At 34.7% G+C, this 23,070-nt stretch carries 16 protein-coding genes, 2 pseudogenes and 1 riboswitch; of the genes and pseudogenes, 3 read left to right on the forward strand and 15 right to left on the reverse strand.

Annotated features, from left to right (window positions below; genetic code table 11):
• Positions 1-97: 97 nt before the first annotated feature.
• Together thiE and thiM are read right to left on the reverse strand one after the other, a co-directional pair.
• Entirely contained in the window at positions 98-757 is a 660-nt protein-coding gene (gene thiE / locus M1D66_RS25110) for a thiamine phosphate synthase (protein ID WP_242554887.1), read from the reverse strand.
• Between the two features lie 15 nt (positions 758-772).
• Positions 773-1,582, reverse strand: coding sequence for a hydroxyethylthiazole kinase (thiM, locus tag M1D66_RS25115; RefSeq protein ID WP_016121778.1), 810 nt, complete (start codon positions 1,580-1,582; stop codon positions 773-775).
• A 72-nt stretch (positions 1,583-1,654) separates the two neighbouring features.
• Positions 1,655-1,767, reverse strand: a riboswitch (TPP riboswitch).
• A 209-nt stretch (positions 1,768-1,976) separates the two neighbouring features.
• On the opposite strand from thiM, the gene topB reads away from it, so the two are divergent.
• On the forward strand, positions 1,977-4,166 hold the full coding sequence (gene topB, locus M1D66_RS25120) for a DNA topoisomerase III (protein ID WP_069604063.1): 2,190 nt from the start codon (positions 1,977-1,979) through the stop codon (positions 4,164-4,166).
• Positions 4,167-4,206: 40 nt separating this feature from the next.
• Here the strand turns inward: topB and M1D66_RS25125 are convergent, their stop codons facing one another.
• The 4 genes from M1D66_RS25125 to M1D66_RS25140 form a co-directional block, all read right to left on the reverse strand.
• Positions 4,207-7,068 (reverse strand): YhgE/Pip domain-containing protein, encoded by a 2,862-nt coding sequence (locus tag M1D66_RS25125; RefSeq protein WP_049106505.1) that lies wholly within the window; start codon positions 7,066-7,068, stop codon positions 4,207-4,209.
• Positions 7,069-7,373: 305 nt separating this feature from the next.
• Positions 7,374-8,165, reverse strand: coding sequence for an endonuclease/exonuclease/phosphatase family protein (locus M1D66_RS25130; protein ID WP_242554888.1), 792 nt, complete (start codon positions 8,163-8,165; stop codon positions 7,374-7,376).
• Positions 8,166-8,169: 4 nt separating this feature from the next.
• Positions 8,170-9,807 (reverse strand): PTS transporter subunit IIBC, encoded by a 1,638-nt coding sequence (locus M1D66_RS25135; RefSeq protein WP_000705569.1) that lies wholly within the window; start codon positions 9,805-9,807, stop codon positions 8,170-8,172.
• 205 nt (positions 9,808-10,012) lie between these two features.
• Complete coding sequence (locus tag M1D66_RS25140; RefSeq protein WP_001044710.1) at positions 10,013-11,677, reverse strand: glycoside hydrolase family 13 protein; 1,665 nt, start codon at positions 11,675-11,677, stop codon at positions 10,013-10,015.
• Positions 11,678-11,921: 244 nt separating this feature from the next.
• Between M1D66_RS25140 and M1D66_RS25145 the strand changes: the two genes are divergently transcribed.
• Positions 11,922-13,256 carry an FAD-binding oxidoreductase gene (locus M1D66_RS25145; protein ID WP_242554889.1) on the forward strand — a complete coding sequence of 445 codons (1,335 nt, stop codon included), beginning with the start codon at positions 11,922-11,924 and terminating at the stop codon, positions 13,254-13,256.
• Positions 13,257-13,380: 124 nt separating this feature from the next.
• Here the strand turns inward: M1D66_RS25145 and M1D66_RS25150 are convergent, their stop codons facing one another.
• The 9 genes and pseudogenes from M1D66_RS25150 to M1D66_RS25190 form a co-directional block, all read right to left on the reverse strand.
• Entirely contained in the window at positions 13,381-14,064 is a 684-nt protein-coding gene (locus tag M1D66_RS25150) for an ABC transporter permease (RefSeq protein ID WP_242554890.1), read from the reverse strand.
• Positions 14,065-14,220: 156 nt separating this feature from the next.
• Positions 14,221-14,910 (reverse strand): Crp/Fnr family transcriptional regulator, encoded by a 690-nt coding sequence (locus tag M1D66_RS25155; RefSeq protein WP_242554891.1) that lies wholly within the window; start codon positions 14,908-14,910, stop codon positions 14,221-14,223.
• 201 nt (positions 14,911-15,111) lie between these two features.
• Entirely contained in the window at positions 15,112-16,074 is a 963-nt protein-coding gene (arcC, locus tag M1D66_RS25160; RefSeq protein ID WP_000113950.1) for a carbamate kinase, read from the reverse strand.
• Positions 16,075-16,111: 37 nt separating this feature from the next.
• A complete protein-coding gene (gene arcD, locus M1D66_RS25165; RefSeq protein ID WP_000503412.1) occupies positions 16,112-17,527 on the reverse strand; it encodes an arginine-ornithine antiporter in 1,416 nt (471 codons plus the stop codon).
• Between the two features lie 99 nt (positions 17,528-17,626).
• Positions 17,627-18,625 (reverse strand): ornithine carbamoyltransferase, encoded by a 999-nt coding sequence (argF, locus tag M1D66_RS25170; RefSeq protein ID WP_000930291.1) that lies wholly within the window; start codon positions 18,623-18,625, stop codon positions 17,627-17,629.
• A 30-nt stretch (positions 18,626-18,655) separates the two neighbouring features.
• Complete coding sequence (gene arcA, locus M1D66_RS25175; RefSeq protein ID WP_000682331.1) at positions 18,656-19,888, reverse strand: arginine deiminase; 1,233 nt, start codon at positions 19,886-19,888, stop codon at positions 18,656-18,658.
• Between the two features lie 268 nt (positions 19,889-20,156).
• Positions 20,157-20,606, reverse strand: a complete 450-nt coding sequence (argR, locus tag M1D66_RS25180) for an arginine repressor (RefSeq protein WP_000711826.1) — start codon at positions 20,604-20,606, stop codon at positions 20,157-20,159.
• Between the two features lie 146 nt (positions 20,607-20,752).
• Positions 20,753-21,325: pseudogene (locus M1D66_RS25185) on the reverse strand (methyl-accepting chemotaxis protein); the annotation flags it as partial.
• 417 nt (positions 21,326-21,742) lie between these two features.
• Positions 21,743-22,045: pseudogene (locus M1D66_RS25190) on the reverse strand (HAMP domain-containing protein); the annotation flags it as partial.
• Between the two features lie 210 nt (positions 22,046-22,255).
• Here M1D66_RS25190 and M1D66_RS25195 point away from each other — a divergent pair.
• Positions 22,256-22,978 (forward strand): amino acid ABC transporter ATP-binding protein, encoded by a 723-nt coding sequence (locus tag M1D66_RS25195; RefSeq protein ID WP_000616923.1) that lies wholly within the window; start codon positions 22,256-22,258, stop codon positions 22,976-22,978.
• The last annotated feature ends 92 nt before the right edge of the window (positions 22,979-23,070 follow it).

Consider the following 23,070-nt stretch of genomic DNA (forward strand, 5'->3'; position numbering starts at 1 on the left):
TATTTAAAAAGGTTTGTGCTTTTTTAATCAAATGTTTGTTTAAATTTTTGGGCAGTCTATTTCTCCATGTAGCACTTAAAATACTACACGTCCTTCCCTACAAACTTCTCTTTACTTCTTCAGCTAATTTTCTCGTACTTTCATACGCAGATTCAGCTAAACTAATTGCTGAAATAACTGAAACACCGTCCGCACCCGCTTCTATAACTGCCGCTGTATTTTCAATTGTAATCCCACCAATACCAACGATTGGCACTGTAATTCCTTGTTCTCTAAAATAGGCTAATCCTTTCGTTCCTTGAACCGCTTTCGTATCTTTTTTCGTACTCGTTGGGAAAATAGGTCCAACGCCTAAATAATCTGCTCCATTTTCGATTGCAAAGCGTGCTTCTTCAATTGTATGAGCAGATACGCCGATAATTTTATCTCCCATTTTTTCACGAACAGATGTAATTTCTTCATCATCTTGTCCTACATGAACACCATCTGCATCTAATTCAATGGCTAATTCTACATCATCATTTACAATGAAAGGAACACTATATTCCTTACAAAGCGTCTGCAATTCTTTTGCAAAGCGCACTCTATCTTCTCCGATTAAAGAACCTTCCCCCTTCTCGCGAAACTGAAAAATTGTCACTCCACCATCTAACGCTTCTTTCAATACAGCTAAAGGATCCCTCGTGCAGTTATTACTTCCCATAATAAAATACACTTGCAATAGCTTAGACATTTTATCTATTTCAATGCGTGCCATTTCTTTCACTCCCTCTTACTCTAACTCCTCAATCTTTCCATACTTCTCAATATCACCAGAAGTAGTATTCGCTAACTGATTTAAAAATTCAATTTGGAAACTACCAGGTCCCTTTTCCACGGTCTTAGCAGCTGCCAGTTCCGAAGCTACACCATAAAACGTTAATGCTGCTACTGCTGCTTTTACATAATCTTTTTCCACTGCTACAAATGCTCCTATTACAGAAGTTAGTAAACAACCTGTTCCCGTAACTTTCGTTAAAATAGGGTGACCATTTCGAATAACAATAGTTCTCTCTCCATCTGTAACAACATCTTCTTTTCCAGTAATGACCGCAACTGTATTTAGTTCATCTGCTGCCTGCCTTGCAATACTTACAACATTTCCATTTCCAGTACCAGCGTCTACCCCTTTAATTTCCCATTTCTCATTAATAACATTTGCTATTTCAGCTGCATTTCCGCGGATAATTGCTAACTCAATTTCAGCCGGAATATGTCTCGCAACTTCTGTTCGATACGAAGTTGCTCCTGCACCAACTGGATCAAATAGTACTGGCACATTGTTCGCATTTGCTGATTTACCCGCGAGTAACATCGCTTCTACTTCTTCAGGACGAAGTGTCCCCATATTTAATACTAACGCTCCAGCAATGCTAGCCATTTCTGCTACTTCTTCTTTCGCATACGCCATTACAGGCGATGCCCCAAGTGCCAACAAACCGTTAGCAGTAAAATTTGTTACAACAACATTTGTAATATTATGAACAAGCGGATTAGATTCTCTCACCAAATCCACTACTTTACTAATTTCTTTCATATTCATCCTTTTCATCTCCTAACTATAATGATGGGAGATACACAAAAAGACACTTTGCGCGTACGCAAAGTGCCTGAATATGTGCTTTTACACTCTCCCTACGCTGGCATTATCCAACAGGTTCAAATGGTCAATGACGGACTAGTAGCCATACTCTCAGTTTGTATCCACAAACTCCCATGTGTTTCTTATTCATCTACTTCAAAGTCTACTCTTATTCTAGTAAAATAACAAGTTCTTTACTTTTCTATTTGATATAGAGGCAACTGATAAAGTGAAACTTTAATCAGTTGGGATTTTGTTAACTCCATTAAAAACAGCTGAAATATGGAGCGAAACTGAATCTCAAGAAGATGTATGCTATATTTAACTTATGGAAATTTGAAAGGATGTTTTTAATATGTCAAAAAGCGTTGTAATCGCTGAAAAACCTTCCGTTGCACGAGATATTGCTCGTGTACTGAAGTGTGATAAAAAAGGAAACGGCTATCTTGAGGGTAGTAAATATATTGTAACTTGGGCTTTAGGCCATCTCGTTACATTAGCAGACCCAGAAAGCTATGATGTGAAATATAAAAAGTGGAATTTAGAAGATTTACCGATGCTACCGGAGCGTTTGAAATTAACGGTTATTAAACAAACTGGGAAACAATTCAATGCTGTGAAAAGCCAGCTACTTAGAAAGGATGTAAATGAAATTATTGTAGCGACAGATGCTGGACGTGAAGGAGAATTGGTCGCTCGCTGGATTATTGATAAGGTTCGCATTAATAAACCGATCAAACGTCTATGGATTTCATCTGTAACCGATAAAGCAATTAAAGATGGTTTTGCAAATTTAAAACCAGGTAAAGCCTATGACAATTTATACGCTTCAGCAGTTGCACGTTCAGAAGCTGACTGGTATATCGGTCTTAATGCAACTCGTGCTTTAACGACTCGCTTTAATGCCCAGTTAAATTGCGGCCGTGTACAAACCCCTACTGTTGCTATGATTGCTAGTCGTGAGGATGAAATAAAGAACTTCAAAGCACAAACTTACTACGGCATCGAAGCTCAAACAATGGAGAAGCTCAAACTTACTTGGCAAGATGCAAATGGCAATAGCCGTAGTTTTAATAAAGAAAAAATCGATGGTATTGTAAAACGTTTAGATAAACAAAATGCTACTGTTGTGGAAATTGATAAGAAACAGAAGAAGTCATTCTCTCCTGGTCTTTACGATTTAACTGAATTGCAACGTGATGCGAATAAAAAGTTCGGTTACTCTGCTAAAGAAACATTAAATATTATGCAAAAATTGTATGAACAGCATAAAGTACTAACGTACCCTCGTACAGATTCACGCTACATTTCATCTGATATCGTTGGAACACTTCCAGAACGTCTAAAAGCATGTGGTGTTGGAGAATACCGTCCCTTCGCACATAAAGTATTACAAAAGCCTATCAAACCTAACAAATCATTTGTTGATGATAGTAAAGTAAGCGATCATCATGCGATTATTCCAACAGAAGGATACGTTAACTTCTCAGCATTCACAGATAAAGAACGCAAAATTTATGATTTAGTTGTAAAACGTTTCTTAGCTGTGTTATTCCCGGCATTCGAATATGAGCAACTAACGTTACGCACAAAGGTTGGCAATGAAACGTTCATTGCGCGCGGAAAAACAATCCTACATGCCGGTTGGAAAGAAGTATATGAAAATCGCTTTGAAGATGATGATGTAACTGATGACGTAAAAGAGCAACTTCTACCTCACATTGAGAAAGGCGATACATTAGCTGTAAAGTTAATTATGCAAACATCAGGTCAAACAAAAGCACCTGCACGATTTAACGAAGCGACTTTACTTTCAGCAATGGAGAATCCTACAAAATATATGGATACGCAAAATAAACAACTTGCTGATACGTTAAAATCGACTGGTGGATTAGGTACTGTAGCGACACGTGCAGACATTATCGACAAGCTATTCAATTCATTCTTAATTGAAAAACGCGGTAAAGATATTCACATTACTTCAAAAGGTCGCCAGTTACTTGATTTAGTACCAGAAGAATTAAAATCTCCTACACTAACTGGTGAATGGGAACAAAAACTTGAGGCTATCGCAAAAGGTAAATTGAAAAAAGAAGTATTCATTTCTGAAATGAAGAACTATACGAAAGAAATCGTTTCTGAAATTAAATCAAGCGATAAAAAATATAAACATGACAACATTTCAACGAAGTCTTGTCCAGATTGCGGTAAACCAATGCTAGAAGTAAACGGCAAAAAGGGAAAAATGCTCGTATGCCAAGATCGTGAATGTGGTCATCGTAAAAATGTATCTCGTACAACAAACGCTCGCTGTCCGCAATGTAAGAAGAAACTAGAATTACGTGGTGAGGGTGCAGGACAAATCTTTGCATGTAAATGTGGCTATCGCGAGAAATTATCAACATTCCAAGAAAGACGTAAAAAAGAATCTGGAAACAAAGCCGATAAACGCGATGTTCAAAAATATATGAAACAACAGAACAAAGAAGAAGAACCATTAAACAACCCGTTCGCAGAAGCATTAAAAAAATTAAAATTTGATTAAACAAAAAGGTTCCTACCTCTATCGGTAGGAACCTTTTATTTTAGTGAATGATTTTACTTCCTTTTGCATTCTCAACAAATTTTTCACTTGATTTGTTAATTGGTGTTTTCAGTAATAACGCAGCAACAATCATAACTACTACGAAAGCACTTAACACAAGTAAATCTCGCGTTACGATATCCCAAAGCATTCCGCCAACTGTTTCACGAATTGCGCTAATTGCGTATGTGAATGGTAAGAACGGATAAATCGCTTGGAAGAACGCTGGTGTCATTTGGATTGGGAATGTTCCGCCCGATCCTGCTACTTGTAGTACAAGTAAAATGATCGCCATCGATTTCCCAACGTTTCCGAAAATAGAAACGAGTGAGTATACGATACAAACGAAGACTCCACCAATAAATAAACTAAATAACACAAACCAGAACTTATCGACTACGTACGTACCGAGTAAGAATATATCTCCCATCGATACGATAAACGCTTGTGAAAGACCTATCGTTAAGAATGTTAATAAACGTCCGAAGTAAATTTCATGGCTCTTATAATTCGCGCCCTCTTCGTGTACTTCTACCGTTAATAATGAAACCATTAATAATGCGCCTACCCATAATGCAAGCACTGTATAGAATGGTGACATCGCTGAACCGTAGTTCGGCATCGCAAATAATTTATTTTCTTTTAAATTTACTGGATTCGCAAAGTAATCACTTTGCTTTTCAACATCATTTTTCAATAAACGTATGATGTCTTTTAAATCCTCTTCAGATTCAAAATCACGAATTTTATCTGCTAATTCTTTAATCTTTTTCTCAGTCTCCGGCATTTCAGCTTTAATATCTGCTAATTTCTTTTTCCCGTCTACTAAGCCTTTTGATGAATCTTCTAGTAATTTTTTAACATCTGGAAGCTTTTTGTCTGCATCATTTAAAATTTGAGTTGTATTTTTCGACATCTCTTTTGTACGAGCAATTGCTGTATTGAAATTAGGTACAATTTCTGAATCATACGTCGATAATACATCTGTTAATTGAGCTGATCCGCCCTTCGCAGCGTTGTTAATACTTTCAATTACATCTTTTGTAGGTTTCTGGCCATTGTTAAGAAGTGTAATTCCCTTATTCGTTGCCTCTACACCTTTTTGTAAGCTGCTTTTCGCTTTGTTTAATTTTGCGATTCCATTATTAAGGTTTTTATCACTATTTACATCCGCTAAAACCTTATTTGTACTTTCTAGAACTGGAATCATATCATCAATTAAACCGATTCCAGATTGGAATTGACCATTTAAGCTTTTCAAGGCTTCCTTCGAACCTTCTAAACCATTAATACCTTTGTTTTGTACATCCTCTAGTGCTTTTTGGACACTAGATTTAGTACTTTCTAGACCATTTTTCGCTTTATCATAATCAGCTTTTGCATTATCGTATATTTCATTCGCATTAGCTTTCGCTTGATCTACTGTGCTAACTGCTTTTTTATAATCTGCTACAAACGTTTCATTATAATCTTTTTCCGCTTGATCAATTAATGCATTTGCTGCATCTAATTTTTGATTTGCTACATCTGTTACATCTTTCTTTACTTCTTGTCCTGTACCGATAACATTTACAATATCTTTAATACCGTTGTTTGCATTTTCCATACCACTTTTCAGCTTAGTTAGGCGATCCACTCGCCCTTGGAAAAAGCTTTTTCCAAAATCAGTCGTCGCTGAGTTTTGAAGTTCAGTAAATACATTAATAAGATACGAAATACCTTCTGTACGAGCTTGCAATTGATTTGATACTGCATTTAAATCTTTCTTTGCTTGTTCTGGATCAAACTGACCATTTTGCAATCCATTTAAAACACTTTTCCCATAAGCTGTTCCTGCACGTGATGAGCTTAAAACATTATTTACTGTTTGATTAATATTTTGCGCTATACTTTTATATCCGTCATTATTCAACTTAGAAAGGTCCGGTCTTGCAGGGAATTCAGGTAATCCATTCATTCCAGAGAAATCAGGAATATTTAAATCCACACCTGGATTCATTAAAAAGTTAGTAAATACAGCTGCACTATCCATAACGCCTTTTGCTGCTACTAAATCATTTCTTATCGTTCCTGGAGCGTTTTTTAATGTTTGATCTTGTCTTGCAAAGAACTTATCTAAATTCGCCAATGCTTCCTGCCCATCATTTATTACACTCTCTACAACAGGTAAATCTTTCTGCGCTACTTTCACAACATCTTCTGCTCGAGTTGCATCATCTAACGCCTTATCCATGAGTGTATTCATTTCTGGGAACTGCGCTTCTAGCTTAAAGACAAGATCTTTTACTTTCTCGATACTTGGTAAGTTTGTTTCTAAATCGATTCCAAGATCATTGAAAATTTTAAAAATCTCACCGTTTGCTGTTTTTACAAAGTTTTTACTAATTTCTTCTGTAATACCTGATGCACCTTTTGCTGTAATCTTCGGTGCAATCGCGTTTACTTTTTCATTCACATAGTAATCCAGTTCTGGTTTTTTAGGATTTTCATCCAGAACAGTTGCAATTTTTTCAGAGAAATCTTTTGGAATCGTAATACTTGCATAATAATCTCCACGCTCAACTCCGTAAATTGCTTGTTTTTCATCTACAAATTTCCAGCCAAGATTTTTGTTTTTCTTAAGGGAGTCTACAATCTCTTTCCCGATATTAATATCTTTCCCTCTTAAATTAGAACCTGCATCTTGGTTAGAAACTGCAATGGGAACCTCTTTTGTATTTCCATACGGATCCCAAGAAGCTTTAATGTTAAACCATGCATATAACGATGGTAAAATCATTAATCCTAAAACAATAACAATTGCAGCCCAATGTTTGGCTACATTCCGTAAATCTGTCTTATAAATACGCCAAATCTGTTTCATAGAAGTTATCACCTAATTATATATTTTTCCTTCTTTAGAAAATGATACATACATTTTGCAATTATATCACTTTCTACATCGTGTATTAACCAAAAACGTACTATTTTTTCCCATTAACTTTCACTTACTTCATTATATAACGAAGTGAGTCAAAGTATGAATACAAAATGACCAAATCGGTTTTACATTCAATAATAACAAATATATATGAAATGTCATAAAAAATACAAGTATTTTCTCTTGGAAATACTTGTATTCCTAAAAAAAATCCTCACAGCTTTTATTCTCTGTGAGGATTTCTTCTATTATATATCTAATTGAACCTCTACACCGAAATGATCTGAAATTACATTTCTGTTTGTACCATTAAAAATAACTTTTGAAGAATGAACTTTTTTACTTTGGTTACACAATATTAGATCGATTCGCAAATTATGTTTATTTTCATCCCAACCAGCAATCTCGCCTTGGACAGTCGTTCCTTCATCCTTCTCTATTGCTAATTCATATGTGTCATACAACCCTTTTTGCATCATATACTCATAACCTTCGCCTTTCAATCGAGCATTGTTATTAAAATCCCCCATTAAGAAGGCGAGCTTATTGCTATCTACACGCTCCATCAAACGATCGACTTGACCTTTGAATGACTCTTCTTCATCATTCCACCAACCGAGATGACAAGAGTAAAACGTTATATCCTTACCATTATAAACAATTGTTGCACTTACAATTTTACGCGTTTTCCAATACGTTGTATCCTCGTTTTCTGAAATGAAGAACGTATCTTCTTTTATAATATTATGCTTCGTTATAATCGCTAATCCTTCTTCATACACGTCATAACCAATATGAGAGAAATCCCAAGTAATATTGTAATCTTTTACATGTAGCGCTTTTAACTCTTCTAATAGTAAAAGTCCAAAATTATCTTCTTTCTTGTTACCGCATACATTTTCAGCTTGTATGGACTGACTTACTTCTTGCAATGCGATGACATCGTACTCTTCTTCTTGAATTACTTTAGCAAGGTATTGTATCTTTTCTATTTGATTCTCTTCTTGCCAAGAATGACAGTTTAAAGTTAGCAATTTCATATTATTACGCACCTAACATATCTTGAATGTCTGACTTTAATACGTCAGCTTTCGGGCCATATACCGCTTGTACACCTTTATCTTTTACAATAAGCCCTAAAGCACCATTTTGTTTCCACTGTGCTTCTGGTGCAACAACATCTAAGTCTTTTACTGTTACACGTAAGCGTGTCATACAAGCATCTACGTCAGCAATATTTTCTTTTCCACCTAATAAATCGATAACTTTTGTTGCTAATGAACCATCTTGTACATTTCCTGTTCCTTCTGATGCCTCATCTTCATTATCAATATAGTTACCTGCACGCCCTGGTGTTGGTAAGTTGAATTTTTTAATTAAGAAATTAAATAGTGTAAAGTTAAGACCGAAGAACACTAATGAAACAATAACAAAGTTGATTAAGTCTCTTGTTAAACCTGCGTTAACCATCATTGGTGTACGAGTAATTAACTCAATAAATCCAAATGCATGAACACGTAAGTTAATTAAATCAGCTAACGCGAATGCAAGTCCTGTTGTAATAGCATATACAACATATAATACCGGAGCAATAAACATGAACATGAATTCAATTGGTTCTGTTACACCTGTTAAGAATACTGCTAATGCTGCTGATAAAAACATTGGTTTATATTTTGCACGCTTTTCTTTATCAACGTTACGGAACATCGCAAATGCAATCCCCATTAACGCTGCTGTTGAGCCGATAACTTGTCCAGCTTTGAAACGAGCTGGTACAACGTTATTTAATAAATCGTTATATGCCTTCGTATCTCCATTTGCCAATAAATTATTTAAATCTGTAATCCATGCAAGCCATAATGGATCTTGTCCTGCTACAACTTGTCCAACTTTTGAACCAGTTAGCATCGTATATGTTCCGCCTAGCTCTGTATAGTTCATCGGAATCGTTAACATATGGTGTAAACCAAATGGTAATAATAAACGCTCTAACGTTCCATATACAAACGGTGCAACAACTGGTGCACTATCTTTTGAAGCTGCAATCCAGCGACCAAATTCATTTAACCCACTTTGGATGAATGGCCATAGAAGTGATAATACAATCGCAGTAACTGTAGACCAAAGAATTACAACGAATGGTACAAATCGTTTTCCATTAAAGAATGCTAATGCCTGTGGCAGTTTATTATAGTTATAATATTTGTTATATAGATTAGCTCCTAAGAAACCTGTGATAATCCCCACGAAAACTCCCATGTTTAATGCTGGTGCACCAAGTACAGAAGTAAAGTAATCTTTTACAAGTAAATCTCCTGCTATTACTGAAGAAACTGTCGCTTTTGAATCCGCTAACATTTGAGCGTTTACGCCAAATATAGCTCCTGTAATTCGGTTTGTTAAGACGAATGCTAATAGCGCTGCAAATGCACCACCTGCACGATCCTTCGCCCAAGATCCCCCAATTGCTACTGCGAATAAGATGTGTAGATTTGTAATGATTGCCCAACCGATGTCTTCCATTACGCGAGCAATTGTATGAACTGCGTTAACATCCCCAGCAGACATACCAATTAACTTACCGATGGAAATCATTAAACCAGCTGCTGGCATTACGGCTACAACAACTAATAACGCTTTCCCGAACTTTTGCCAAAAATCAAAAGACGTAATTTTCATCTGTTCTTCCTCCCCTTTATTTATAAAAACATAATGATTTAAATTATAATTTCTGTTCCCTTTATGAAAACGATTCCTTATGTTACTTTATTTTTATCTTTACGCAACCGTTTTCATAAATCTATTTTAATAAAAGCGTTTTCACTTTGCAATAGAAATTTATTTTTTTTCATAAAAAAAGATGCTCAAAGAGCATCCTTTTTTATTATGAAATGCGATAAACCCTTGTTTCATAAGGCTTTAAAGCAATTGTTGTTACTTCTTCATGTTCCGCAACTTCATAGTTATTTAAAAGCAAACGTTTGCGTTCTAGTGCAAATGAACCCTCATTATACACAGCTTCCTCTTTTGAGATATTACTAATTACAATGACTTTTTCATCCTGTAACGTACGTGTATATGCATAAATTTGTGGATCGTCTTCTAAAAGTAAATCATACGTACCATAGTTCAGTACATCGTGCTCTTTTTTCAGGGCAATCATTTTCTTATAGAAATTGAAAATAGACTTTTCTTCATTTTTTTGCTTTTCAACATTAATTTCTTTGTAATTTGGATTCATGCTAAACCAAGGTGTACTTGTCGTGAAACCAGCATTCATCTCATCATTCCACTGCATAGGTGTACGTGAATTATCGCGGCAAGAAGCCCATATAATCTCCATCATATCTTGATGTGGTACGCCCTCTGCAATTTTCTCACGATATAAATTTTTAATTGCTACATCATCGTAATCTTCAATATTTGGTAACTGAACATTTGTCATACCAATTTCTTGGCCTTGATAAATAAAAGGTGTACCGTGCATAAAGAAATACATCGCCCCTAGAGCTGTTGCACTTTCACGCCAATATTGTTTATCATCTCCCCATGTTGAAACGATACGTGGTTTATCGTGATTCTCAATATATAAAGCGTTCCATCCTTTATTTTCTAATCCTTTTTGCCATTTCGTTAATACTTTTTTCAATCCTACAACATCAAGGTCTTTCTTCTTCTCTGCATCCCATAAACTTAAATGTTCAAATTGGAATACCATATTGAACTTACCTTGCTCTTCTCCAACCCAAAGCTCAGCATCTTCAATCTTAACACCATTTGCTTCACCAACAGTCATAATATCGTACTTAGAGAATGTATTTTCTTTTAGCTCTTCTAATAAAGGTTGAATACCTTTCACATTCATATGTTTATCAAAAGATGGCACATATTTTAACCCTTTTGGATTTGGCATATCCTTGAGGCCTTCTTCTTTTTTAATATGACTGATCGCATCAACGCGGAAACCATCAATACCTTTATCAAGCCACCAATTAACCGTATCGTATAGTACTTCGCGAACTTCTTTATTCTCCCAGTTTAAATCTGGTTGTTTACGTGAGAATAAATGTAAATAATATTGTTCTGTTTCTTCATCATATTCCCATGCCGAACCATTAAAAATACTTTCCCAGTTGTTTGGCTCCGCACCATCTTTACCATCATGCCAAATATACCAATCACGCTTCGGATTATCTTTAGATGAACGTGATTCAATAAACCATGGATGTTCATCACTCGTATGATTAATAACTAAATCAATAATAAGCTTCATATCACGCTTATGAACTTCATCTAGTAAAGCATCAAAGTCTGCCATTGTACCAAACTCATCCATAATATCTTGATAATCACTAATATCATAACCATTATCATCATTAGGCGACTTATACATTGGACAAATCCAAATTACATCTATACCTAAATCTTTTAAATAATCCAGTTTTGCAATAATACCTTGTAAATCTCCAATACCATCACCATTTGAATCCATAAAGCTTCGTGGATAAATTTGATAAGCAACCGCTTCTTTCCACCATGTCTTATTCATAGTCATTCTCTCCTTTTGCATCCCATCGGAAATTTTATGCAAACGTTTTCGTAACACTATCATAACAAAATATGAACAGTTTGCAACTGTTTTCATTGAACTCTATGTAGATTCTTTATTCTTATGCTTTATTTATTTCTCACAAAGGTAAATCTCATTCTTCATCTCTCCTTGTCCACGCGTATTACAGACATTTTTCATATATTAATAAAAAACTCTGATTATTTTAGAAAGGAGTAATAAATTGAAGCAAACAAAATTAACAGGTCATATCGTTGTTCCCACAGATCTTGACTACGACGTAGCCCGAATGAATTTAAATTTAAGTATTCCAAAACTCCCTTGTATTATTGTTTTTTGTCAAAATAACAAGGATGTCTGTAACGCCTTAAAATGGGCACGTGAACGTCATATACCATTTCGGTTAAGAAGTGGACGTCATAGCTATGAAAATTTTTCTCTTTTAAATAGAGGACTTATTATTGATGTGAGTGAAATGCATCGCATTACTGTTAATACAGAGAAATTAACAGCAACAATTGAGGCTGGTGCAAATCTTGGCACTGTTTATAAAGAACTTTGGAATTACGGTGTTACAATTCCTGCTGGTACAAGTGCAAGCGTTGGAATTGTTGGATTAGCACTTGGTGGTGGTATTGGTATGCTTTCGCGCTTATATGGATTAACATGTGATCAATTAATGGAAGTGGAAATGGTACAAGCATGTGGAAAATTTGGTGCAAAACTCATTCGTGCAAATGAACAAGAGAACTCTAACCTTTTTTGGGCATGCCGTGGTGGCGGTGGTGGAAACTTTGGAATTGTCACTTCATTAACTTTTCGAGTCCACCCGATAAAAAATGTATCAATTTTCTCAATTACATGGGAATGGGAAGACTTTATTGCTGCATTTCAAGCGTGGCAAAACTGGGCACCTTATATAGATGAACGTCTCACTTCATCGATCGAATTATTCGCCAAGCAACGAAATAAAATCGAAGCACAAGGCGAGTTTATCGGTTCTCCCTCTGAACTCCATTCCCTATTATCCCCTCTTCTTGAAACTGGTAGCCCCTCTCTCTTTATAGAAGAAGTTCCTTATATAAAGGCTGTTGAATTTTTTAATGGAGGTAACATCCCTGAAAATTTCAAGCGCTCTGGTTCCTATGTCTATAAACCTATTCCCCTTAAAGGCATTCAAATCATGCAATCCTTTCTTTCTCATGCACCAAATAAAGATGCTAGTATTTGGCATCAATCGCTCATAGGTGCTGTTGAAAATATTTCGCCGAATGAAACGGCTTATTTTCATCGTAAAGCAATTATTGCTCAAGAATACATTACCTCTTGGAAATGCGATGATGAAGAAAATCGAAATATACGCTGGGTTAAAGGTTTACGAGAAAGCTTAGATCCTTATACACTAGGTGACTATGTGAACTGGCCCGATATCGACATTAAAAATTGGCAAACTAGTTATTATGGCTCTAACTTTCACAGATTACGTAAAGTAAAAACCATGTATGATCCTTGTGATGTTTTTCATTTCCAACAAAGTATTCCTCCTTTTCATACGTGAAAAAAGGGGATAACATAAAAAAATCATCCAATATACCGTTACCTCGCAGTATGTTGGATGATTCAAGTTGATTTTCTATATCGTTTCAAATTCTTGCTCCTACTCATAAACTTTTACTTACAGATTAATTGTATTTCGTATCATTTTCATGCAATGAATGTAATTTAATATTTGGTACTTTATCTTTTTCAATACCTCTATTATAAGAAACAGGAACTTGAAATTCAAATTGCTTTGTCTCATGTTTTTGTAAATAGACTGGTTTCGGTACTGGATAGCTTTTTGAATTCTCGTTTGCATTATCATATAAAACAACTTTTAATGCTTGTGAATGATTACGATAATTTTTTAAAGTAACAATGCACTTCGGTTGGATATTATCTCCATTTTTCTCCATTCTACACTGGCTATCTTCTTTTTTATATTCTATTGCTTCTACCCCTGTTTTTCCTGCATAATACCATGTTTTATTCAATGTCTGGAGGATTGTATTTAAAATAAAAGGCATCATTACAATCAAAATACTAGTACCTACTACTTTTATCTTATTCATTTTTCTAAATGTACTAGACTCCTTTTTTTCTAGCCATTTTAAAAATAATATAAATGCAATTACATGTAGTATGAAAGAAACAATCAATATATTTGAGACTTTATAATCCATATAAACATACGTATGTATCGGAATCTTATAGACATTGAATAGTTTTTCCCCAATTAATTCATTATCATTTGGAATTTTTAATAATAACAAAACCCCTATACTGTAACAAATAGCTACTAATCGATCATACTCAATACGAATCATTCTTTCTCCCCTTCACTTTGTATTTTATTATCGATTTTAGCTATTATTACCATACTATACAATCTTTTTATAGAGGATAACGTAAAAAAGTTCCTTATAAATATATAAAGAACCTTATTAATATACACTATGAATTAAAAAATCAATATACAATTTTCACATAGAGATTTCTTCAAAATATGTTGGATCATGTATTGTAATTTTTTTATCTAAAATTGTAACAATGCTATCATTTTTTAATTGTTTTAATACGCTGCTAACTGTCTCTCGAGATGTTCCAGATATTTTGGATATTTCAATTGTTGTAAGTGGACATGAAATTACAATCTTTTCTCCACTCTGTTCTCCTAAATCCTTCATTAAATAATTTAACGTTTGGATAACACGATCTTGTGCATTAGGAATTGTAATATTTTGCACTCGATTTTCGTTCAATTTTAATATAGATGATAATTGCTGAACAACGTACATCAATTGTGTTCTGCTGGACTTTACCATATCTTCAAAGATTACCGTTGGAATATAATATACCTCCACATCCGTCATTGCTTCTGCTGTATAGTTATATCCTCTGTCTGTAAACATACCACCATAAGGAAAAATAGAATACCGCTTTACATAGTCATCGTATAATAAGTTCCCATTTTGATTAACCCGCTCTAACTTTACAAAACCATCTAACATGAAGTAAATTCTTTCCCTTGAATCCCCTTCTAAAAATAAAAATTGACCTTTTTTATAAGTTCGCCAATAAACAAACTCTGTTAAGCCTTTCAATTTTTTTTCTGTTAAATGAGCAAATAATTCGAACTGCTTTAAGTCTTTCACTACGTTCCGTCTATTCATAAAATTCCCTCTCTCTTGCTGTATGTTGGAGCGAAAAATCAAGAAAGCGTATTCAATTTGAATTTTATCATAATTAACTTGTATATTCAGATTTCATCATGAAAACTTTATGAACAATGAATACAAAAAATATTAATAAATAAAAAGAATGAAGTTACTAACTCCATTCTTTTTTACTACTAAGTAGCGTACATAATAATTTTAAACACACATGCATACATTCTGTTTTGAAATAATAGTACCGGCTTTTTCTTCTAGTGCTTCATATACTTTTTCTAAAGACGTAATAATTGTTTTTCTTTTTGGATTTGTATTAACAAAATTAATAGCAGCTTCGATTTTTGGAAGCATGCTTCCCGCAGCAAATTGTTGTTCTTCAATATATTCTTCTAATTGATTCACTGTGACATGCTCTAATTTTTTTTGATTCGGTTGATTATAATTTACATACACATAATCAACTGCAGTTAAAATAACGAGCGTATCGGCATCTACTAATTCTGCTAATTTCTGCGCAGCGAAATCTTTATCGATAACCGCTTCAGTTCCTTTTAACCCTTCTTCAGAATCAATTACTGGAATTCCACCTCCGCCCACAGCTATCACTATGTTTCCATCTTCGACCAAAGAATTAATCACTTTATGTTCATGAATACTTACAGGCTTCGGTGATGGAACAACACGTCTCCATCCTCTACCAGCATCTTCTTTAAACACTGCTTTTGTTTCATCCATTAATTTTCTGGCCTCTTCTTCTGTATAAAAAGGACCAATTGGTTTAGTTGGATTTTTAAATGCCTCATCTTTTTTATCCACAACAACACGTGTTATAACCGTTGCTACATCTTTGTTTATATTCCGTTTTTTCAATGCCTTTTCAATTGCATTTTCCATCCAATATCCAATCATCCCTTGGCTCATTGCCCCACAAGTATCTAATGGCATTGCAGGTGTCTTTTCCGTTTCTGCAGCTTTTTGCTGTAATAAAATATTCCCCACTTGTGGGCCATTTCCATGCGCAATTACTATATCCACATCATTTTCCATTATTTTCACAAGTTGTTCTGCCGTTTTTTCCAACGCTTCTTGCTGCGCTCCCGCAGTAGCTTCTCCAGACTGTATCGCATTTCCCCCTAGTGCAACTACAATTTTTCTTCGTGCCATATTCCAGCCCTCCAGTTGATTTCGCTTTCACAGCGCTTTATAAAGTAATACTGCCTGTAATTAATCCATAAATCGCAAAGAATGCTAAAGCACCAATTGCTACGGATGATGCTAATTCCACTCGAGTAAATATTTGCTTCGAACTCTTTTGCTTTTGAACATTGTAAAAAATAAAAATACCTGGCGCATATAAAGTCATTGTTAATAATAAATACTCTAAACCGGCTGCATAAACTAACCACACGCCATAAATACTTGCGATCAAGCCAATTATTATATTTTTATTTCGATCTGCTTCTTCAGACTTTAAGCTATGCTTCAGTTGATAAAATGCTGAAAAAGCATATGGGATTAAAATAGCTGAAGATGCTAAAGAGAATGCAAAGTTATACGCCTGATCAGAAACGACGAATGTTAACAAGAATATTTGTATTAAACCATTTGTTATCCATAATGAATTTACTGGAGCCTTATTTTTATTTTCTTTTGCGAACCATTTGGGAAATACTCCATCTTTAGCCGCTAAATATGGAATTTCAGAAGCGAGCAAAGTCCAACCTAACCAAGCACCTAATACAGAGATAACTAAACCTAAATTAATAAAGATAGCACCCCATTTTCCAACAACACTTTCAAATAAATAAGCCATAGCCGGATTTTTCAAACCTGCAATATCTGCTTGCTGCATAAGTCCAAGAGACAATAATGTGATTAAAATGTAAATGATGAGTGTACCAATTAAGCCAATAACGGTTGCTTTCCCTACATCACTTCTATTTTTTGCTCGACTGGATAAAACAACAGCTCCTTCTACCCCAATAAATACCCATAAAGTTACAAGCATTGTACTTTTAACTTGGCTGCCAACTGCTCCCCATGAAAAAGAACCAGTTTGCCCCCAAAATCCATCTAAGAACGTATCAATATGAAACGCAAAGATTCCTATGACAATAAATACAAATACAGGTACTAATTTTGCGATTGTAGTTACTAAATTCACAAGGGCTGCTGATTGAACTCCACGTAAAATTAACATGTGAACACACCATAATAATACGCTTGCACCAATAATGGATTCTACATTTTGACCGCCTTCAAAGATCGGGAAGAAATATCCTAATGAAGAAAACAATAATGTACCGTAAGCTACATTCCCAAGCCAAGCAGATAGCCAGTATCCCCACGCACTATTAAACCCCATAAAATTACCAAACCCTGCTTTTGCATAGCTAAAAATACCACCATCTAAATCTGGCCGTTTTACAGTTAGATTTTGAAAAGATAATCCGAGTGCAATCATCCCAATTCCTGTTATAACCCAGCCAATAATAATGGCTCCAGCACCAGCACCTTTTGCCATATCACTCGCTAAATTAAAGGCTCCACCGCCAATCATAGACCCAACTACAAGAGCCGTTAGTGTAAACAACCCTAATTTCTTATCTTCACCCATTCCACTCACCTCTCTTAAATTGCAATAACAATACAAAAGCAATAGTGAATGATCGTGTCTAAAGGAGGAGAAAGAAGAAAGGAAGACTCCCTTTCTTCTTTACTCCATGTTTCCTAAAGTAGCTGCCATAACCGCTTTAATTGTATGCATTCTATTTTCAGCTTGATCAAATACTTTTGAATGTTTACTGCGGAATACTTCGTCAGTTACCTCCATTTCTTTCAACCCATATTTCTCATAAACTTCTTCGCCATACATCGTTTCAACATCATGAAATGCAGGTAAACAATGTAAGAAAATTACGTTTTCATTCCCTGTTGCTTTAATCATTTTCATATTTACTTGATAAGGTTTCAATAACTCGACACGTTCAGCAAATTTTTCTTCTTCCCCCATAGACACCCATACATCTGTATAAATTACATCTGCACTTGCAACAGCTTCTTCCACATTACTTGTTATCATTACTTGTTCATTATATTTTTTTGCTAAATCAATTACTTCTTGTGCAGGCCATAAAGATTCCGGTGTACAAATACGTACATCCATTCCAACGATTGCTCCACCAACTAGTAAGCTATTAGCAACATTATTTCGCCCATCGCCAACGTAAACGAGCTTCACATTTTTCAATTTCCCTATATGTTCTCTAATTGTTAATAAATCTGCTAGTGTTTGTGTTGGATGCCACATATCTGTTAATCCATTCCAAACTGGCACACCAGAATTTTGTGCTAAAGATTCTACAGTTTCATGATTAAATCCACGAAACTCAATTCCGTCAAACATACGCCCTAACACTTTTGCTGTATCCTCTACAGATTCTTTTTTCCCAAGTTGAATATCACCTTTCCCTAAATATTCAGGATTTGCCCCTAAATCTGTACATGCTACTGTAAATGCACAACGCGTACGAGTAGAAGTTTTTTCAAATAAGAGCGCTACATTTTTACCTTCTAAATAATGATGCGGGATACCATTTTTCTTTTTCTCTTTTAATTCTGCTGCCAAATCTAGAAAATATAACAATTCTTCTTGTGTAAAATCTTTTTCTGCTAGAAAGCTTCTTCCTTTTAAATTTGGTCTAGTCATTAACATAATTCATCCCTACTTTCTCCGTTATTTATACTAAATATCTTTACGAACAATTGGCATACTCATGCAACGTGGACCCCCACGACCACGAGATAATTCCGAACTTAGCACCTCAATCACTTCTATACCGTGTTCACGTAATAACGTATTAGATACATAGTTGCGATCATATGTAACAACTACACCTGGCGCAATTGCTAATGTGTTCGAGCCATCATTCCATTGTTCACGAGCAGAAGCAATTACATCTCCTCCTCCACATGGAATAAGAACTAATTCACTTAAGCCTAATACCTCTTTTAATGCTTCCATTAAAGAAGTACGATGTGTAATTTTAAGAGTTTCCTCATCTGATCCTTTTTCTAAAATATAAATATTCATATTCCCTTTTGGCCCTTGAATGGCTGGGTGAATTGTAAACTTGTCATAATCAACCATTGTAAATACTGTATCTAAATGCATAAATGCTCGACATTTTGGAATTTCTATTGCTAACACTTTCTTAATTTTATTTTGTCGGCTAAAGAGATTTTTAGCTAAACGTTCAATTGCTTTAGCTGAAGTACGAGCAGATACTCCAATCGCAATTGTTTCTTCATTTAAAATTAGCTCGTCGCCACCTTCAATTGGAAATTTATAATCACGATCTAACCAGATTGGTACATTATGCTTTGCAAATCTTGGATGATATTTAATGATGTACTCCATGAATAATGATTCACGTCTACGCGCTGGTTCTCTCATCTTATTTATCGTTAAGCCATCGCCCACGCTAGCTGCTGGATCACGAGTAAAATATAAATTAGGCATTGGATCTAAGTAAAACGGATAGTGATCTTCCATTAATTCATATAAATGTGTCTTCTTACTTGTTTCAATTTCGTTTTTCCGTACACCGCCCATAATTTTTTGAATTAATTCTTCATTTGAAAAGGAAAGTAAATATTCTTTTAAAGTTTGATGTGCAACATTTACGTCGGCCTGTCCTTCTTTTAAAATACGATCAACAAATTCTTCTCGAAGTTTTTTATCTACTAACGCCTCAGCGGCTAGTTTTTCTAAATAAAGAACTTCAACACCCCGATTGCGTAACGTTTGTGCAAAATAATCATGCTCTTTTTGAATAATTGGTAAGTATGGAATATCGTCAAATAATAATTGCTGCAAATAATCTGGCGTCAAGTTTTCCACTTCTTTACCCGGTCGTTTTAATAAAACCGTTTGTAATTCCCCAATTTCTGAAGTAACATGTATCGGATGTTTCATTTGTTGTACCTCCTTTTAAATATGTTTGATGTCTTACAAGTACATAATAAATGCTCTGTACTTTCATCTTTGTGAAAGCATCCACATTATCATTGTGAAATATTAAACAAGTTATTTTTTTAAAATCATACGAATATGTATTTTTATAACAAACTATCTTGCTTTCTCAATAAAAAATACATATATTACGCATATATGTTGAATATTTAACTTCCGTATTTAAACAAAAATCCTGTTTTTAATTTTATTAAAAACAGGATTTTTGCATCTAAATAATTAAATTTAATCTTTCTTCTATAATCTCCCTATCTGATTTCGACTGTGAAATTATAAGGCATGTATCATTTCCACATATACATCCTATTTTTTCTTTCCAATCTAACTCATCAAATAAAACACCAATAACATGTGCATTACCAGGTAATGTTTTAATAACCATTAATTGATCTACACAATCAATTTTTACAACAACTTCTCGTAATTTTTTCTTTAACTTTATATCAGTTTGTAAATGCTCTTCTGAGAAAACTTTATATATCATTAATCCTTCTTGAGAAGGTACCTTCGTTAAGTTTAACTCACGAATATCGCGAGAAACCGTAGCTTGTGTTACTAATACATCTTTTTTTGCTAACAATTCTACTAATCTTTCTTGCTTATCTATTTCATACTCCTTTACAAATTGTTTAATTAACCGTTGTCTTTTTTCTTTTTTCATAAAAGACACCCCTTTTAATATTATAGCTCGCTATAATTTTCATCCGAAAGGGACAGAACAGAATGTTGCGGAAACGTTCATAGTTTAACTGTAAATATTAAATCAAGCTAAATAAAAAAGAGAAGAACAATATTCTGTTCTTCCTTTTACATTGAAAATCGTTCAATTGTTTGTTTCAAATCAGTTGCTTGCTTCTCTAAATCCTTTAATAATTGATCGATTACTATCATATTTTTAGATTGTTGTAGCGTCACACGTGCTACTTCTTGCGAACCAGCTGACGTTTCTTCAGCAATTGCTGCTACAGCTTTTGTTTGTGCTCCTGTTTGATGAATGTGGCTCACTTGTTCATTCATATAACTACTAATTTGCTGAGTTGCATCGGCTACTTCCATAACACTTGATGACATTTCTTTTAAAATTAATTCCGTAGCTTCCCCACGTTTCGCCTCTTCTTTAGCTATTTTCACTTGTTCTGTCATTTTCATTGCAACTTGTTGTACTTCATCTTGCATATTCCGTAATAACTGCGATATGTTTCTTGCAGAATGATCACTTTCATCAGCAAGTTTACGTACTTCTTCCGCAACAACCGCAAAGCCTCTTCCATGCTCTCCTGCGCGAGCTGCCTCAATAGAAGCATTTAGTGCTAATAAATTCGTTTGGCTAGCAATCGCACTCACAACAGACACAATATGTTCTACTTGTTTCATTCGTTCTTCTAACTTCTGTACATTTTGCATTGAATCTTCATTTTCTTTTGCCAATGTTTGAATACCTTGAATTAAAGACGTAAAGACACGAGTACTATGCCCTAAAGCTTCAACCATTTCTGAAGACAATGTATCAGACTGCTTCGCTTTTTCTTCTACTTCACTTGCAATAGAAGTCGTTGTATCAACAGCAGAAACAATTGCTTGAATTGATGCCGCTGATTGCTCAGCGCCTGAAGAAATCTCTGCAAGTGTCTCAGATACACCTTGCGCTTGTCTCGTTGCTTCGCCTGTTTGTTTTCTAATCTGCTGTACTTGATTATTTGTATACGAAAATGTTGTATCAATATTTTTTACCATGCCCCTTAAGTTTCCTAACATCATATTAAATGCAACACTTAAAGATTTAATTTCATCATCTGTCTTCGGTAATGGAACATCTTCACGAATATCACCCTCAGCTGCTTTTCTTGCCGCTTCCTCTAACTTGCGAAGCGGTTTAATTAAAAATACGGCTGCTCCATATGCTAAAATTCCAGACCATACTACCCCTAATAACATAACGATAATATTATATACAGTTTGACTTACATAACTTTGAAAATAATCGTATATCACGTAAATAAAAAATATACTTGTTGAATATGTAATGAAAGCTAAAACTGTAGTGAATAGCATAAGTTGTGTACGTAATCCAAAAGAAAATGTTTTTCTTTCTTTTTCCATCTTCCCTTTCCCCCTTTTTATAAGCAATATAAATACTACCTATATATTATTATCCATATTTTCATTATAGAAGGATATAGAGATTTTAAAAAATATTATTTCTTTGAATATCAAATTGTACGAAAAAAATAAAGGATTCTGACAATTTATGACTAATAACAGAAATACGGGGCAACATTTGTAAAATATATTTTTAACTGGGGGTTTTGTATGATTCAAGTTCGAAATCTAGTAAAATCATTCGGTTCACTTGATGTGTTAAAAGGAATTGATTTAGAAGTAAAAGAAAAAGAAGTTGTTGTTTTAATTGGTGCCAGTGGTTCTGGTAAAAGTACATTACTTCGCTGTCTTAACTTTTTAGAAATGTACGATGAAGGCGAAATTCACTTACAAGGTGAGCGAATTGACCCAAAGCATTCAAATTTAAATAAAGTCCGTGAAAATGTCGGTATGGTTTTTCAGCACTTTAACCTCTTTCCTCATATGACCTCACTAGAAAACATCATAGAAGCACCTATTCACGTAAAAAAATTAGAGAAAGCAAATGCAAAGGATATTGGAACTCAACTTCTCCAAAAAGTCGGCCTTCAAGATAAAGCGGATGTAACTCCTCATCTTCTTTCAGGTGGTCAAAAACAGCGCATTGCCATTGCACGAGCTCTTGCAATGAGCCCTAAGATTATGCTATTTGATGAGCCTACCTCAGCTTTAGACCCTGAACTTGTTGGAGAAGTATTGCAAGTTATGAAAGAACTTGCTGAAGAAGGGATGACAATGGTTATTGTTACTCATGAAATGAATTTCGCAAAAGATGTAGCTGATCGCGTCATCTTTATGGATGATGGAAAGATTGTAGAAGATGCTCCGCCAGCACAATTCTTTTCAGCTCCATCACATGAACGGGCAAAACAATTTTTACGCAACGTTTTATAATGTAACTTTTGTTTCAAACGAAAAGGAATACATTCATACGGTGCACAACTGATCATCCAAATAAAATATTTCAATAACATACTAAAAAACCA

The organism is Bacillus sp. PK6-16 (assembly GCF_056530295.1).

Excerpts from the sequence above, each read along its gene's own strand:
- M1D66_RS25125 (WP_049106505.1), bottom strand. The coding sequence starts at position 7,068 with ATGAAACAGATTTGGCGTATTTATAAGACAGATTTACGGAATGTAGCC.
- M1D66_RS25150 (WP_242554890.1), bottom strand. The coding sequence starts at position 14,064 with ATGATTCGTATTGAGTATGATCGATTAGTAGCTATTTGTTACAGTATA.
- M1D66_RS25130 (WP_242554888.1), bottom strand. The coding sequence starts at position 8,165 with ATGAAATTGCTAACTTTAAACTGTCATTCTTGGCAAGAAGAGAATCAA.
- arcD (WP_000503412.1), bottom strand. The coding sequence starts at position 17,527 with ATGGGTGAAGATAAGAAATTAGGGTTGTTTACACTAACGGCTCTTGTA.
- argF (WP_000930291.1), bottom strand. The coding sequence starts at position 18,625 with ATGTTAATGACTAGACCAAATTTAAAAGGAAGAAGCTTTCTAGCAGAA.
- thiM (WP_016121778.1), bottom strand. The coding sequence starts at position 1,582 with ATGAATATGAAAGAAATTAGTAAAGTAGTGGATTTGGTGAGAGAATCT.
- arcC (WP_000113950.1), bottom strand. The coding sequence starts at position 16,074 with ATGGCACGAAGAAAAATTGTAGTTGCACTAGGGGGAAATGCGATACAG.
- M1D66_RS25135 (WP_000705569.1), bottom strand. The coding sequence starts at position 9,807 with ATGAAAATTACGTCTTTTGATTTTTGGCAAAAGTTCGGGAAAGCGTTA.
- M1D66_RS25140 (WP_001044710.1), bottom strand. The coding sequence starts at position 11,677 with ATGAATAAGACATGGTGGAAAGAAGCGGTTGCTTATCAAATTTATCCA.
- M1D66_RS25195 (WP_000616923.1), top strand. The coding sequence starts at position 22,256 with ATGATTCAAGTTCGAAATCTAGTAAAATCATTCGGTTCACTTGATGTG.
- argR (WP_000711826.1), bottom strand. The coding sequence starts at position 20,606 with ATGAAAAAAGAAAAAAGACAACGGTTAATTAAACAATTTGTAAAGGAG.
- arcA (WP_000682331.1), bottom strand. The coding sequence starts at position 19,888 with ATGAAACATCCGATACATGTTACTTCAGAAATTGGGGAATTACAAACG.
- topB (WP_069604063.1), top strand. The coding sequence starts at position 1,977 with ATGTCAAAAAGCGTTGTAATCGCTGAAAAACCTTCCGTTGCACGAGAT.
- thiE (WP_242554887.1), bottom strand. The coding sequence starts at position 757 with ATGGCACGCATTGAAATAGATAAAATGTCTAAGCTATTGCAAGTGTAT.
- M1D66_RS25155 (WP_242554891.1), bottom strand. The coding sequence starts at position 14,910 with ATGAATAGACGGAACGTAGTGAAAGACTTAAAGCAGTTCGAATTATTT.